Source organism: Bacillus sp. FSL K6-3459 (assembly GCF_038003305.1).
Lineage (GTDB): Bacteria > Bacillota > Bacilli > Bacillales > Bacillaceae > Bacillus > Bacillus pumilus_O.
Map to the genome: position 1 here is coordinate 3428125 of NZ_JBBOOW010000001.1, position 15018 is coordinate 3443142.

Genomic DNA, 15018 nt, shown 5'->3' on the forward strand with positions numbered 1-15018 from the left:
TATTAAAATGTCATAAATTCGACATAAATTTATATTATTGCACACACAATAAATTTCTAGGATTTTGAAAAGTTGAGAGTTGAAGGCAAAGGACAAACAATCAAGAACTTTGTCAAATTTAGGTTTACCACAATAAAAAAGTTTGGTCAAATTTCAATTTAACTTAATGAAATTTTATCTAGGTAAACAATTTCGAAATAGGCATCCCCACATTTAACAAAAACCTTACTCATTTTAACGCAAGTTCACAAGAAAAGAAAGTATCGATCCTCTGTGTATACGCTGTAAGAATTGGTAATGATGCTGAATTAGTGGAATCTCTCTAAAGACTTCCAGCAAAAAACCGGCTCAGCGCCGGCAATCTACATTTATTCATCTCTCACTAAGATGTCAGGTCGTCTATAGATGTTCCCTTCATGCTCAATGTCCATGTACGTCCACTTGCCTGTATACGTTAAAAAGCGGTTGCCCTCTTTTTCTACAACCATCGTATCCTCTGATTTCAGTCCAGGCAATGAAGGATTCCATGTAAACACTTGATGCAGCTGAATTTCTTCCTTTGCTGAAGGAACAGCAATGATTTCCCTAGATACAAATCCCGTTTTTCCCCCTTGATGGAGCTTTTTCCAGCTATCAGGGAAGCCCTCTCTTTCATACTGAGCAATACCTGCATTCAAAACATCACCTAATGTTTTCCCAGGACGTGTGGCGGCATTCATGACAGTGTCAATTCGTGCTAGCCGCTCTTTGTTCTCTTCAAGCTCCTTCGGAAGCTGACCAAAGTAAACAGACCTTGTGACATTTGCAACGAGCCCGTGCCGTTCCGCGCAGAGAACAACAAGTGCGTGCTTTTGAAGGGCTTTATCTGTTGGAATCGGGTGACGGTATTGATGGATCCGATCATCTGTTGCCACAAGCAGGACTTCTATCGTCATCCCTTGAGCAATGGCTCTTTGAGCAGCAAGCGAAGCAATTTCGTTCTCAGTCTGCCCTGGAACGATTTCTTGACAGACACTTTCTACAATGACTGCTGTTTCATGACAGAGTTTTTCATATTGTCTGAGCTGTGAAGCAGTTAGGATCGAGCGAACATGCGACAAATCCGGTTCGATCCATTCGAATCCTTCCATTTGAATGTCCGTCCCAATTCGTTTACCTTTTGTGAGTTCTTGAATGTATGGGGTCTCATCCTCATACCAATCCATTGTGACCACTTGAAACGGATGATCGACGTACGCCATTTCTTCTTCAATGATCCGCTTTTCTTCCATTTGATTCACAATGAGAACGATGTCTTCTTTTAAGACGAGTAGCTGACACACGCCCTCTGGCGTATTTAACACAATATGATTCCTTCTTCCGCCTGTCAGCCATGAGAAGTTATTTCGCTTTTGAATCAAAACCCCATCAAGCTGCTTTTCTTCCATTAGCTGTCTTACTTGTTCAATCATCTAATCACCTGCCTGTTTGAAGTGTTTGAATGAAACGGTTAAAAGCTGTTTTCCCTTGCTCAGTTCTTTTAAACACACCCGCCTGCGAGAGAATTCGAGAAAAAATAACACCAATTTCTTTTTGTAAAATGGTTTCGGTATTGTCCTCTGTAAAGCTGTTCTCTTCAAGTAGCCGCTTTGCCCAAGCCTCGTGCTTCATGATTTCAGGACGGACTTTGATTTCTTCAAGTGGGCTTTCGGATAGCAAAGCCTCTTTTAATTGACTTAACTCCTCTGCTAATCTACCAGGAAGCACAGCAAGGCCCATGACTTCAATTAATCCGATATTCTCTTTTTTAATATGGTGAACTTCTTCGTGTGGATGGAAAATGCCGTCTGGGTGCTGCTTGTTTGTACGGTTATTACGCAGCACTAAATCTAATTCATAGTCATCCCCATGGCGCCGCGCAATAGGTGTAATGGTGTTGTGTGGAGTCTCTCCTGTATGAGCGATCACCCCCACCTCTTCATCTGAATACAGTTTCCACTCATGTAAGATAAAGTCTGCTGCGTCTGCGAGCGACTTTCGCTCACTGCTTCGAAGGCGGATTACAGACATCGGCCATTTCACAATACCAGCTCGCACATTTGGAAAGGCATTCAGAGAAAAGACTTCTTCCATCTCTGCTTTTGCCATTGGAAATTCATGTGCACCGCCTTGAAAATGGTCATGACTTAATATACTGCCTCCGACAATCGGAAGGTCGGCGTTTGACCCGATGAAATAGTGCGGGTATATAGATATGAAGGAAAGCAGTCGTTCAAAGGTCTTTTTGGTGATGCTCATTGGCTCATGTTTGCCTTTGAACACTATACAATGCTCGTTGTAGTACACATAAGGTGAAAATTGCAGAAACCACGATTCGCCTGAGAGTGTTACAGGGATTATCCGATGATTCTGTCTCGCTGGATGATTGATCCGCCCCTCGAACCCAACGTTTTCTTTACAAAGGAGACAAAGAGGGTATTGCTTTTGACTGAGCTTCTTCGCTTGAGCGATGGCTTTAGGGTCCTTTTCTGGCTTTGATAAATTAATGGTGATCTCCAGCACGCCATCGTCTGTTGGTGTAAACCACTGTACATTTTTGGCGATCCTGCCTGTATGAATGTAATGGGCATGCTGCTGCATCTCATAGAACCAGCTCGTAGCTGCCTTCGGTCCCTCCTGCTTGCGCTTCTCTTCAAACTTCGCATAGATAATACTTGGAGGAGCCACCAAGCAGCCCATGATTTTCGCATCTAGTAAATCACGATACGTATCCGTCCCATCAGGAATAAGTCCTGTTTCTACTGCCCAATCGAGCATCGGCATTAAGATGTCTTCAAGGTCTTCTTCTCCTGAGACCGTTCTTGCTTCCGCTTCATCGAGCCTGAGCACCTCAAGCAATCGATTTCTCGTATATTCGATATCTAGTGATGTCATGAGTTCTTTATTAACCCCGTATTGAATCAGCTGTTCCAGCTTTTCAAAAATATCAATTGCCATTCCCTCTGTCCCCTCTCTTGCCTGCCTTTACGTTTTATTCACTTTGATAGCCATCTGGATGCTTTTGGAACCAATCCCACGCACTTTGAATGATCGTGTGAAGGTCAGCATATTGAAGTGTCCATCCCAATTCATGCAGCGCTTTTTCAGAAGAAGCAATCAGCTTTGCTGGATCTCCAGCGCGTCTTTTTGTCACTTGTGCTGGGATCGCATGCCCCGTGACTTTTCTGACGGCTTCTACGACCTGCTTCACGGAGAACCCTGTTCCATTCCCTAAGTTGTACGTCGCACTGCCTTTTTCAGCACGCAGGCGGTCAACGGCTAAAATGTGTGCTTCTACTAAGTCCATCACATGAATGTAATCTCTAATACACGTGCCATCCTCTGTCTCATAATCATCACCATAAATCATGATTTGATCCCGTTTTCCTAAAGCAACTTGCAAAATAATTGGAATGAGATGTGTCTCAGGCTGATGATCCTCTCCGACAAGTCCTTCTGTATGGGCACCAGCTACATTAAAGTAGCGAAGTACCACGTATTCTATTCCATACGCTTCTTCAGACCACTTCAGCATTTTTTCAATCGCTAGTTTCGTTTCTCCATAAGGATTTGTTGGGTTCGTTTCATCCGTTTCAACGATCGGTACCCGCTTCGGTTCACCGTATGCAGCAGCAGTGGAAGAAAAGACGATGTGTTTCACATCAAATTCATTCATGACTTGTAGTAAAGCAGTTGCTCCACCGACGTTATTGTCATAGTACTTAAGCGGGTCTATTACGCTCTCCCCAACAAGTGAATCTGCCGCAAAGTGCATGACTGCTTCTATTGGATGCGTTTTGAACACCTGTCTTAAAAAAGCGTGATCTCGTAAATCCCCCTCCTCTAAGACAGCTCCTTCCAAAACAGCTTCTTTGTGGCCTGTCTGAAAATTATCCACTACCACTACTCGTTCGCCTTTCGCTAGAAGAGCCGCCACTGCATGACTGCCTATGTACCCTGCTCCTCCACAAACTAAAATCGTCATCACACTTCCCCCTTTGTAAGTTCTCTTGCGCCGCCTCCAATTCCAGCTGTGTAAAAAGAGGCTTGAATACCTGTTTTCTCTTGATATAGCGCACCAGTTTCTTCTATAAATGAATCGAGCAGCTCTTCTTTCACGATGCTGATCGTACATCCGCCAAAGCCTGCACCTGTCATACGGGAACCAATCGTCCCCGGGTGCAGCCAAGCGGCTTCAGCCAGTGCATCTAGTTCAAGTCCCGTTACTTCATAATCATTCTTTAAAGAAAGATGAGAAGCCTTCATGAGCCCACCTAGTTCTTCCATTTTATCATCTTTCAGAAAATTTACTGCTTTCATCGTCCGCTCGTTTTCCGTCACGACATGTCTTGCCCGTTTGCGGCAAATGTCATCTTCAATCAAGTGGGCAACCCCTGCAAATTCATCCGCATTGAGCTCACATAAGTGGGCAATGTCGATTTCTTTCTGAAGATCATTTAAAGCGGATTGACACTCTGCCCGGCGCTCATTGTATTTGGAATCAGCCAGTGCCCGCTTTTTGTTTGTATTGGCGATGACAAGCGCAAGTCCTTCTTGTCGAAACGGACTATATTCAAAGGCAAGGGTGTCACAATTGAGCAAAATGGCATGATCTTCTTTTCCAAGGGCAATCGAAAACTGATCCATGATCCCGCAATTGACACCAATAAATTCATTCTCTGCACGCTGAGAAAGGAGGGCAAGTTGGACATTTGAAACGCTGAATGAATGCCACTCATTGATGAGAACAGCAGTGACAAGCTCTATGGAGGCAGAGGAAGACAGACCTGCGCCATTTGGAATATTACCGCCATACACAATGTCAAAGCCTTCTTCTATCTTCATTCCTGCTTCTATAAACTGTTTGAACACGCCCTTCGGATAATTTGCCCAGCCGTCCGATTCTACGTAAGCGATTTCAAAAAGATTGAATTCTTTCATACCTTCGCCTTCAAAGTTCAAGGAATACATTCTTACGCGGCCATCTGAACGTTTTGCACAAGCAGCATACGTCCCGAGAGTAAGCGCGCACGGAAACACATGTCCTCCATTGTAATCTGTATGTTCACCAATCAAGTTCACTCTTCCTGGGGCAAAAAAATAGCGAAGTGCTTCTCTATCTCCAAATTGCTGGTGAAATGCCGCGCGTAACGTATCGATCATATCCATTCCCCTTTTCTCTTCTGATACCTTTATTTTAGTTGTCCCAGAAGCATCAGTTCAATGGTAAAAAAATCGTTAAAAAATACCCTTTTTTTGCTGTGAATGGTACGATGTGATATGAGGTGTAACATGATTCTAAATAGAAAAAGGTTGTTTTTTGCTGTGAAGGAGGGTTTCCAATTTGAAGAAAGAAGCATTTGCATTTCGTTTTCACCATTCTGATGTGACATTGCCGGCACAAATCTGGTCTGTTGGCTGGGAAGTTCAATCTTCTTCGTTATATAGCTGGAATGGCGTGGAGCGGAAGGATCAGGGCAAGTGCATTTTTCAGCTCACACTGTCTGGACATGGCATGATTGAAATCGGAGAGAAACGTTTCAAAGTATTGCCGGGTCAGGCCTTTCTCGTGAAAAGCCCTAGTGCCTACCAATATTATTTTCCAGAAGACAGTGAGCATTGGGAATTTCTCTATTTAACGCTTTACGGGGAAGCCTGCGATCTTTGCTTTGACCAATTTATTGACCAAGGAAAGCAGGTCATGCGTTTTCATCCGAATTCCAGACCGATCCGCCTGCTCAAGACCATTTATGATGAAGCCAGTGAAAGACGGATTACCAATCCATTTGAGGGGTCTAGCCTTGCTTATCAATTTGTCATGGAACTGTATTCATATTTGCCAAAGCTTGAGGGACAAATGGAGAAATGGCCCGAGCCCATCGTTCAAGCGTCCTTGTTTGCCAGCCATCATTTTCACGAGGAAATTGGCCCAGACGATATGGCAGCTGCGGCACGTTTATCCAAAAGTCATTTTACGAGAGAATTCAAAAAGGCCACTGGCTTCACACCTATTCACTACCTAACCAATATTCGGTTAGAAAAGGCGGAAACGTTATTGAAAACAACAAAATACTCGATTGAAGAAATCGCCATACAGTGCGGCTATAGAAATGCGAATTACTTGAATAAAGTCTTTCGAAAGAAAATCGGCATGTCTCCAAAGCAACTGCGGGAAACAAGCGATGCATAATAAAAAGCAGCCGCTTTCACAATTGGCTGCTTCTTTTACGCTTTCGTCAGGTCAACATGAATTCTCCCTTGTCTTAAAACAATGGACATTTGCGTGTCAGGTGTCATTAAGTTTTCCAAAATGTCCGTTGCTGTTTGAAGCGCAATGTCCATTCGGTTGATCTTTTCCTTTTCTTGTTCCGAAAACGCTTCTGGATGTGCGGTCATTTCTTTGACTAGCCTCAACACTTGTTCATGCTGCTTTTCTGTTTGCTGATATATGACGTCATATAATTCGTCTGGCCTGCTGCTCATTTCACATCACCTATCTTTTTTCATGTGTTAAATCGCATCTTCTTTTGTTTTCTTGAAGACGAACCATTTACTGGCGACATAATTCACGACCACAATCACAAAGTTGACAAGAATTTTTGCGACCGTTTCATTAAGCGCCAGTTGGCTCACAAATAAAATCATCAGTCCCAGATCGACACCTAGAGACATGAGACGAACACTAAAAAATGAAGAAAGCTCACGCATAAGGCTTTTCGTATCACGAGCCTTTTGCTTGAAGACATACTTCTTATTGGTGATATAGGCAAAGAGAACAGCAAATACCCATGAAACAACTGTAGCTGTTTTATAATCCATGGAAAACATCTCAACGAATAAGTAGAAGCTGACGATATTGACGATGGTTGTACACACCCCCATCACAAGATACATGACAACTTCTTGATACTTTTGAAAAAGGCTATACATGTCTTTCTTCATTCCTTCTTGGTGGTTTCTGTTTCTTTTAGAATACCATCTTGAGAAGAACTTCCCAAACGAACAATATGTACGTCCTGCACAGATGAAATTTGTTCTACTCGATGGCAAATGTCAACCTAATCGGTTTATATAAGCCAAATGATTTAGGTCTTTTTCATTATTTTAATTTATAATCTTTTAACTGACTGTACAATTGTTTATTATTAGAAGTAAGAAATCAATAATTATGGGTTTTTTAGTCATTTTTTTAGGAGCGTGGTAGGTGATAGATTTTACAAAATAGGTTAAATGTCATCATTTTTCGACAAAATCTATTTTGCGCTGTTTTCATCCACACGTACAGTTACTAGACGGTTTGTTCAAGTCATTGGTTGCAGATGAATATGTCTTATTGAACTGGAGGATATTATGGATACGCAAGTGAAAAGAAGAGTTGACGAAGAGTGGGTTTATTTGATTCAGGAAGCGAAAAAAATTGGACTAGCCATCGAAGAAATACAAGCTTTTTTAACATCCAACGGTGATCAGAAGATGATAAACAAACCGTAAATCAACGCCGTTATCCTTTGTCTTTCAGACTGCTTTGGCTAAAAGTTCTGACTTGTCAATTGACCTTTTAAAAATCCTTTCATGACGATACGCTACAGTAGAACACCCCTTCATACCAATCCCTTCCACTCATGGGGTTCTGTCTTTCTATATTAGGAGGACAGTCCGTTTCCCGTTCTTTATATGATCCCTTTTTAGCCACCATTCATGAAAATTGTCCTTCTCTCGTTATAAAACCAAGCTCCCCACCCATATATTAAGCATGAAAACAATGAGAAAGCAGAAAGGTGGGTAGAGCGTGAGTTCAGATTCCCTTTCCTATTATCACCAAAAAAAGGATCAGTATTATCATGGCGTGAACCCGGTCATTGTCAGCCGTATCCGCGCGGAATGGACGTCTTTATTGGATATCGGATGCGGCACAGGCAAGCTTGGAAAAGTCCTGAAACAAAAGGACCGGACCATTTATGGAATTGAATCGTTTGAAGATGCAGCAAAAGAGGCTGAGCAAGAGCTAGATCATGTGCTATGCGGAAATATTGAACAGATGACGCTCCCTTACGAACAGGAACAATTTGACTGCATCATTTTCGGAGATGTCCTTGAACATTTATTGGACCCGTGGGCCGTTTTAAAGAAGGTCAAACCTTTCCTAAAAAAAGAAGGAGCCATCCTGTCATCCATTCCGAATATCGGTCACATATCAACCGTTTTAGAATTATTAGCCGGCAGATTCACTTATACAGATGCAGGATTAATGGATCAAACTCATTTGCGTTTCTTTACTCTTCATGAAATTCATGCACTCTTTCATTCAGCAGGCTTTCGTATTCGTGAACTTGAAACCATTCGTGTACAGCATCCTTCCTATGAGAGCGTGATGAGTGATTTACATGAATTACTCATGAAGCATGGCATTCGTTCAGATTTTCATGAGGCCGCTACCGCCTATCAGTATGTGGTTGAGGCGGTTCAGCTTCATGAGTAACCCCACCATCCTGTTTGTTTTATGTGTAAATGATGAGTCTATGTTTCAGGCTTGCTTTCGGCAGCTCGCTTCACTTCCCGCTCCCCATGGATATCATGTGGAGGTTTTGCCGATTAGACATGCATCCAGTATGACCTCTGCTTATAATGAAGCCATCACTCATCCAGCTCAGTTTAAAATTTATCTTCATCAAGATACATTGATTGTCAAACAGCATATGCTTCTTGAGTTGATCCCGCTTTTTTTACAGCATCCATCACTTGGGATGGTTGGGGTCATAGGTGCAGAAAGCGTGCCTGACAATGGGATCTGGTGGGAGAGTTCTGATTGCAGGGGGAAAGTCATTGAATACCGTCACGACACCTATCAACTGCTTTCATTTGAAAATGGTCGTCAACAGGCCGAAGCGCAAAATTATATGAACGCTTCGGCGATTGATGGTCTTTTTATGGCGACGCAGTATGATGTAAAGTGGCGTGAGGATCTCTTTGATGGCTTTCATTTTTATGATGTTTCGCAATCCTTTGAATTCATGCAACAAGGCTATGAGGTTGGCATTGCAAGGCAAGAAGAGCCTTGGTGCATCCACAAATGCGGAGATCATTTTGATGCGGAAGCGTATGAAAAAGCGAGACAAACATTTCTTGCAAATTATCGATAGAAAGCACCCTTTTTGGGTGCCTTTTTTATGATATACTGTCATAAACAACCAGATCGTCTCATATGCATTGGAGTACCTTGTCCCTAATTCGTACAAAGGAGGAAACAATGGCAGACAAAAAAGTTCACTATAAGAAGGTTGCCGCTTCAGAGGATTTTCGAAAACTTCTCGAGGAAAAACGCAGATTTATCGTACCGATGACGATTTTCTTTTTTCTCTTTTACTTTTCACTTCCGGTTGCTACATCCTACTTCACCTTTTTGAACACGCCGGCAATTGGCGCGATTTCATGGGCGTGGTTATTCGCCCTCACACAATTTGTCATGACTTGGGTATTATGTGGACTTTATGCGAGGAAAGCAGCTCAGTTCGACAAATATGTAAGCGCTTTAAAAAATGAATCAAGAGGTGATGACGAATGAGCATGACCGCTTTTATTTTATTCATAGCGATCGTAGGTCTCACATTGGTCATCACGTATTTTGCTGCGAAAAAAACGAGCAATGCGAGCGACTTTTACACAGCAGGTGGAGGTCTGACTGGGTTTCAGAACGGACTTGCCATCGCCGGAGACTATATGTCTGCTGCATCATTTTTAGGAATCGCTGGAATGATCGCTTTGAATGGATTTGACGGCTTTTTCTATAGCATTGGCTTTCTCGTGGCGTATCTTGTCGTTCTTTACGTTGTGGCCGAACCGCTTCGAAATCTAGGTAAATATACGATGGCTGATATGATTGCTGCACGATTTAAGCGTCCTGCCATTCGAGGGGTTGCTGCGTTTAACACAATCACAGTCTCTACTTTTTATATGATTGCACAGCTTGTTGGGGCAGGTGCATTAATCAAACTGCTTCTTGGCATTGATTACTGGATTGCAGTGCTAATCGTAGGTGTCTTGATGACCATTTATGTCGTGTTTGGCGGCATGATCGCAACTAGCTGGGTACAGATCACAAAGGCTGTACTTCTCATGCTTGGGACACTGATTATTTCACTGCTTGTATTTGCAAAGTTTGATTTTAGCCTGCTCAAAATGTTTGAGGAGATGAAAACAGCAACCCCGCTCGGTGGGGCATTTCTTCACCCGGGAAATAAATATGATGTGCCTTTAGAGACCTTGTCTTTGAACCTTGCTTTAGTGCTTGGGACAGCAGGTTTGCCGCACATTTTGATCCGATTTTATACAGTGAAGGATGCCATTTCTGCGCGTAAATCTGTTCTATCCGCTACGTGGATCATCGGTATTTTTTATTTAATGACGGTTTTCCTTGGCTTCGGTGCAGCTGCCTTCGTTGGAACAGACGCGATCACAGCAGCAGATGCAGCAGGAAATATGGCCGCCCCACTGCTCGCCCAAGCCCTTGGAGGAGATCTATTATTTGCCTTTGTTTCCGCTATTGCCTTTGCGACCATTTTGGCGGTGGTAACTGGTCTCGTCCTATCCGCCGCGTCTGCCTTTGCGCATGACTTTTATAGTCAGATTATTCGCAAAGGGAAAGCGAGTGAACGTGAACAGGTGAAGGCCGCACGCTTTGCTTCTATCGGCGTGGCCATTCTTTCTATTATTCTCGCATTATTTGCCCAATCGTTAAACGTTGCTTTCCTTGTGTCACTTGCCTTCGCAGTGGCAGCAAGTGCAAATTTACCATTGATTATCTTCACTGTCTTTTGGAAACGATTTAATTCTACGGGTGCCATTGCAGGGAGCTTAGTAGGTCTGCTGAGCGCACTGATCATCGTCTCGCTCAGCCCAAGCGTCTGGGACCCATCGGGAGCAGCCATCTTTACAGGAGATCCGCTCATCCCGCTGTCAAACCCTGGCATTATCTCGATCCCGCTCGGATTCCTTGCCGCTTACTTAGGTACGATTTTCTCCTCTGAAAAAGCAGATGAAGACACCTTTACGGAAATTCAAGTAAAGGCACATACAGGGATGCATATGGATACTGATTCATAAGGAAAAGCCGGCTTCAGATTGTTGACTAAGGGCTAAAATGATCTTGATTTTAGCCCTTTGTCTTCTTTTCAGCGTGATAGAAAACCTTTGCAACCCTAGGAAGGACGAGTACTGGCGCGGAGCGAATTTGACATTCGTGAGCACCAGCACGCAGGACTGACACCGAATGCGAGGGTTTGTCTACACGCTGGAAGCTGGCTTTTTTGTGTTCTTCTTTTTCTTAGTAAGGTATAAATTGACCCTTCAACTTTTCTTTATACTTTTCTAATCTCGCAAATTTTCTACACGTGATAAGAGAGCATAAGGTGACGATGATCAACAAAATTTCATGCGTTTCTCCTCTGTTATCAATCACTTTCTTCATGCCTATCCCCCCGTTATAGATCTAATTCTCCTACACTACGTCATTCATATGTTATCATTTTAGTCACATATTGGAAATTATTTCACGCGTGTACAATGAAAAGCTGAAAGAAAGAAGTGACATGACTTATGCGCCAGCTATATTCTGCCAAGTTATTATTTGAATCCATCTCATCACCAAGCAATATGCCCGATAAAATATTTGAAGAACGAATCATTTTGGTGCGAGCAAAAAACCATCGCAAAGTAAAAGATATCGTCAAAAAAAGCTTTCCAGAAGAAACCTTTGAGAATGCTGCAGGTGGACAAACGACCATAAAATTAGCAGCCATATTAGATGTCTTTGAGCTTGTAGATCACTTAGATCAAGAATCGCTGCATTTAAGTGAAGTGTACAGCCGCCACCTTATTTTTGATAAAGAAACATCGGCGAAAGAAGCCATCGAGGCTTATTCTTTAGACAAATAAAAAAAGCCGGCTGATGAGCCGGCTTTTTAATAACGCTGAAATAACTCTGGATTTTTCGGAACGTTTTCTAAATAAACGATCTTTCCTTTGTCGTCTAGTTCTGCAATGTCAATTCCTTCTGCTGTATAAACACGGCCATCCGAAAGTTTTCCACAAACGGCCCAGTTGGTTTCATACTTGCCATCTTCTCTTTTTTTCCATCCATCCCACATATGTTTAATGTCTTCATGCACGTGGAAAAATGTGTTTAAAAACTGTGTAAACGCTTGGATACCACGCTTCTCTGCACCATTTAAGACAATCATGACATCGTCAGAAAACAATGCGAGCAATTCATCCATTTGCTTCTGCCCTTTTCCAGCTTCATCGTAGCGGCGAAAATACGTATCGAGCACTTCCATTGTTCATTCTCCTTTATTTACCTGTCATTTCGATAAAAATCGAACAATTTGATTGTACACAATTGTTTCTCACCTGTCTATTTTCCCCGAAATCAGAAAAGACATGAATTGAGTCAATCCATGTCTCTTCCACATTAAAGTAATGCTTTTTCTGATGTAACAAGTGCTCTTAATTCTTCTGCTGCTTTCTTAGGATCAGCGCTCTTGCTAATGGCGCTGATGATGCTGATCCCATCTGCCCCTGCTTGTATGACTGGTGCTGCATTATCGTATGCGATACCCCCGATGCCAACAATCGGAATATGAAGACCATGGTGACGCACTTCAGTGATCAATGAGACTCCTTGGACACTGCGTGTATCCTTTTTCGTTTCTGTTGGATAAACTGGACCCATGCCGACATAATCTGCACCATCCTTCATGGCTTGTTTCACTTCGTCTAGGTTATGCGTAGATACACCTAATATTTTATTCCCGATTTTTTGTCTGACGTCTTCTGCATTTGTATCTTCCTGTCCAACATGTACGCCATCTGCATCCAGATCTATCGCTAGTTGCACATCATCATTTACAATAAACGGAACATTCGCTTCTTTGCAAAGTACTTGAAGTTGACGAGCCAATTGTTTCTTCTCTTCTCCTTGCAAGGCTCCCTCGCCCTTTTCTCGAAATTGAAACATGGTGATTCCGCCTTGAATCGCCTCTTTCAACACATCAAGCGGTTGCTGGCTTGTATTCGCTGTTCCCATAATAAAATAAACCGATAATTGCTGTTTGATTTGCTGTTGATCAGTCTTTGTCATGTGACATTCCCCCTATTTTCCCTAGCGTCAACACATCATTGCCAGTTGTGTGTGAGAGTGCATTGAGCAATTCCATTTGAAACGTACCTGGCCCTTTATTCTGGGTGTACTGAGCTGCCTTTTCAGCTGCGACACCATAAAACAATAGAGCAGCTGCCGATGCGTGAAGCGGCCTTTCACCTGCTGCACAAAATGCCCCGATGACAGACGTCAGTAAACAACCTGTTCCCGTCACCTTGGTGAGCCATTCATGTCCATTATGAATAGACAACACGTCCTCTCCATCTGACACTACATCGACTTCCCCTGTGATCACCACAACGGTCTGAAATGTTCTCGCCGCTTGTTTGACTAATGCCGATACATCTCCGTTGGCCGCTTTCGCATCCACGCCTTTTGACTCCCAGCCATCCACTTCAAGCAAATAAGCAATTTCGGCAGCGTTCCCTCTGACAACGGTTATGTTCACTTGCTCTAACAGCTGTTTTGCTGCTTTCATTCGAAACGCTGTCGCACCAACGCCGACAGGATCTAATAAAACAGGTATCCCCTTTTTATTGGCAGATTGTCCAGCCAGAATCATGGACTCCACCGTCTCCTTGGTCAGTGTGCCGATATTTAGCACAAGCGCATCGGCTAATTGCGCCATTTCAGCCACTTCTTCTTTAGCATTTGCCATGACTGGCGATGCACCTAAAGCAAGCAGACCATTCGCTGTAAAGTTCGTCACGACTTGATTGGTGATATTATGAACAAGTGGATTTTCCGCTCGAACCTTCTCCAATAAATGAGATGCAATGTTTGTTTTCATCCGTATCGTCCTCCTTTTTACTCTGCTCCCCATACATAGGATTTCGTATGCTTTAACCATTCTCTTGCCGCAAACGACAAATAGCGATCCTTTCGCCAAATAACTCCTAAATGCCATGGGATCGACGTATTTAAGGAGATGACTTTCACCTTTTCAGGATCGAGATCACGGCAGATCCGCTCAGGCAGAAGGCCAATTCCCAAGTTCTCGGCTACCATCTCACTAATGAAATCCCATTGAGACGTTTCATAAATGACATTGGGCCGAAAGCCCGCATTCATACATTCATTCAATATCCGGCTATGCAAAACAAAGTCTTCTCGAAAGAAAATAAAAGACTCTTCCTTTAAATCAGCTAAATCAACCTTATCTCGACCTGCCATAGGATGTGATGGATGCGTCACGAGCTTCATGTCCTCTTTAATAATGGTGTACGTATGAAAGATTTTATCATTTGCAGGCAGAACAATGACACCAATATCTAACGAACCATCTTCGACCCCTTCCTCTACTTTAATAGAGCCGTGCTCCACCAATTGAAATGTGACATCTGGATACTGCTGACGAAATTCCCCCATGACATTCGGGAAAAAACTCGATCCAATCATCGGTGGCAGCCCAATGCGAATATGCCCTTTTTTGACATTCATTAAATCATTTAGCTCGCTCGTTAAATTTTGAAATGATTGTGTAATTTCACTTGCCTGGGTATACATCGTTTGTCCAGCATCTGTCGTTTCAACCTGCCGGCCATTCCGATAAAACAACTGTACCCCTAGCTCATCCTCAAGGTTTTTGACCATCTTGGATATGGTAGGCTGCGACACATAAAGAGATTGTGATGCTTTTGTGAAGCTTTTTAACCTTGCTACTTCTAAGAAATATGTTAAATGTCTAATGTCCACATGACTCACCCTTCCTATAGACAAAAGGAATACTACTTATTCGATATATGTATTTTACCTATAACTGAACGTGCTGTACACTTTAAAGTAAGCTAATCAATTGGAACGTTGTCATGTTTTTGTGAAACAGTGAACAATTTATTTAGAAA

17 protein-coding genes are annotated in these 15018 nt (G+C 42.8%); 7 read left to right on the forward strand and 10 right to left on the reverse strand.

The features are described from left to right. Positions 1 to 368: 368 nt before the first annotated feature. The 4 genes from MHI35_RS17510 to MHI35_RS17525 are packed head-to-tail and all read right to left on the reverse strand — an operon-like array spanning position 369 to position 5181. Positions 369 to 1451 carry a M24 family metallopeptidase gene (locus MHI35_RS17510; RefSeq protein ID WP_335349551.1) on the reverse strand — a complete coding sequence of 361 codons (1083 nt, stop codon included), beginning with the start codon at positions 1449 to 1451 and terminating at the stop codon, positions 369 to 371. Positions 1452 to 1455: 4 nt separating this feature from the next. Next, the gene (galT, locus tag MHI35_RS17515) at positions 1456 to 2976 is read right to left on the reverse strand and encodes a UDP-glucose--hexose-1-phosphate uridylyltransferase (protein WP_335349550.1); all 1521 of its coding nucleotides are present in this window, start codon (positions 2974 to 2976) and stop codon (positions 1456 to 1458) included. Between the two features lie 34 nt (positions 2977 to 3010). Then, complete coding sequence (galE, locus tag MHI35_RS17520; RefSeq protein WP_335349549.1) at positions 3011 to 4003, reverse strand: UDP-glucose 4-epimerase GalE; 993 nt, start codon at positions 4001 to 4003, stop codon at positions 3011 to 3013. Next, on the reverse strand, positions 4003 to 5181 hold the full coding sequence (locus MHI35_RS17525; protein WP_417894686.1) for a galactokinase: 1179 nt from the start codon (positions 5179 to 5181) through the stop codon (positions 4003 to 4005). Before MHI35_RS17525 ends, galE begins: the two co-directional genes overlap by 1 nt. Positions 5182 to 5362: 181 nt before the next feature. Here MHI35_RS17525 and MHI35_RS17530 point away from each other — a divergent pair, with 181 nt between their 5' ends. Beyond that, complete coding sequence (locus tag MHI35_RS17530; RefSeq protein ID WP_335349547.1) at positions 5363 to 6208, forward strand: AraC family transcriptional regulator; 846 nt, start codon at positions 5363 to 5365, stop codon at positions 6206 to 6208. A 35-nt stretch (positions 6209 to 6243) separates the two neighbouring features. Here the strand turns inward: MHI35_RS17530 and MHI35_RS17535 are convergent, their stop codons facing one another. After that, complete coding sequence (locus MHI35_RS17535; protein WP_088002509.1) at positions 6244 to 6501, reverse strand: hypothetical protein; 258 nt, start codon at positions 6499 to 6501, stop codon at positions 6244 to 6246. A 27-nt stretch (positions 6502 to 6528) separates the two neighbouring features. Beyond that, entirely contained in the window at positions 6529 to 6912 is a 384-nt protein-coding gene (locus tag MHI35_RS17540) for a GtrA family protein (protein ID WP_180992577.1), read from the reverse strand. A 456-nt stretch (positions 6913 to 7368) separates the two neighbouring features. Between MHI35_RS17540 and MHI35_RS17545 the strand changes: the two genes are divergently transcribed. From MHI35_RS17545 to MHI35_RS17570, 6 genes are all read left to right on the forward strand, one after another. Further along, a complete protein-coding gene (locus tag MHI35_RS17545) occupies positions 7369 to 7509 on the forward strand; it encodes an anti-repressor SinI family protein (protein ID WP_003215413.1) in 141 nt (46 codons plus the stop codon). A 298-nt stretch (positions 7510 to 7807) separates the two neighbouring features. After that, positions 7808 to 8497, forward strand: a complete 690-nt coding sequence (locus tag MHI35_RS17550) for a class I SAM-dependent methyltransferase (protein ID WP_211062676.1) — start codon at positions 7808 to 7810, stop codon at positions 8495 to 8497. Beyond that, positions 8490 to 9158 (forward strand): glycosyltransferase family protein, encoded by a 669-nt coding sequence (locus MHI35_RS17555; protein ID WP_211062677.1) that lies wholly within the window; start codon positions 8490 to 8492, stop codon positions 9156 to 9158. Before MHI35_RS17550 ends, MHI35_RS17555 begins: the two co-directional genes overlap by 8 nt. Positions 9159 to 9265: 107 nt before the next feature. Next, a complete protein-coding gene (locus MHI35_RS17560) occupies positions 9266 to 9580 on the forward strand; it encodes a DUF485 domain-containing protein (RefSeq protein ID WP_144520101.1) in 315 nt (104 codons plus the stop codon). Then, positions 9577 to 11118, forward strand: coding sequence for a solute symporter family protein (locus MHI35_RS17565; protein WP_058013379.1), 1542 nt, complete (start codon positions 9577 to 9579; stop codon positions 11116 to 11118). The genes MHI35_RS17560 and MHI35_RS17565 overlap by 4 nt, the downstream gene beginning before the upstream one ends. Positions 11119 to 11610: 492 nt before the next feature. Further along, positions 11611 to 11949, forward strand: a complete 339-nt coding sequence (locus tag MHI35_RS17570; protein WP_211062678.1) for a DUF4288 domain-containing protein — start codon at positions 11611 to 11613, stop codon at positions 11947 to 11949. Between the two features lie 26 nt (positions 11950 to 11975). Here MHI35_RS17570 and MHI35_RS17575 read toward each other — a convergent pair whose 3' ends face one another. From MHI35_RS17575 to cidR, 4 genes are all read right to left on the reverse strand, one after another. Continuing rightward, complete coding sequence (locus MHI35_RS17575) at positions 11976 to 12350, reverse strand: nuclear transport factor 2 family protein (RefSeq protein ID WP_211062679.1); 375 nt, start codon at positions 12348 to 12350, stop codon at positions 11976 to 11978. Positions 12351 to 12484: 134 nt separating this feature from the next. Continuing rightward, complete coding sequence (gene thiE, locus MHI35_RS17580) at positions 12485 to 13153, reverse strand: thiamine phosphate synthase (RefSeq protein WP_211062680.1); 669 nt, start codon at positions 13151 to 13153, stop codon at positions 12485 to 12487. Next, positions 13140 to 13964 carry a hydroxyethylthiazole kinase gene (gene thiM / locus MHI35_RS17585; protein ID WP_211062681.1) on the reverse strand — a complete coding sequence of 275 codons (825 nt, stop codon included), beginning with the start codon at positions 13962 to 13964 and terminating at the stop codon, positions 13140 to 13142. The genes thiE and thiM overlap by 14 nt, the downstream gene beginning before the upstream one ends. A gap of 17 nt (positions 13965 to 13981) precedes the next feature. Further along, the gene (gene cidR, locus MHI35_RS17590) at positions 13982 to 14869 is read right to left on the reverse strand and encodes a cidABC operon transcriptional activator CidR (RefSeq protein ID WP_211062682.1); all 888 of its coding nucleotides are present in this window, start codon (positions 14867 to 14869) and stop codon (positions 13982 to 13984) included. Positions 14870 to 15018 lie beyond the last annotated feature (149 nt).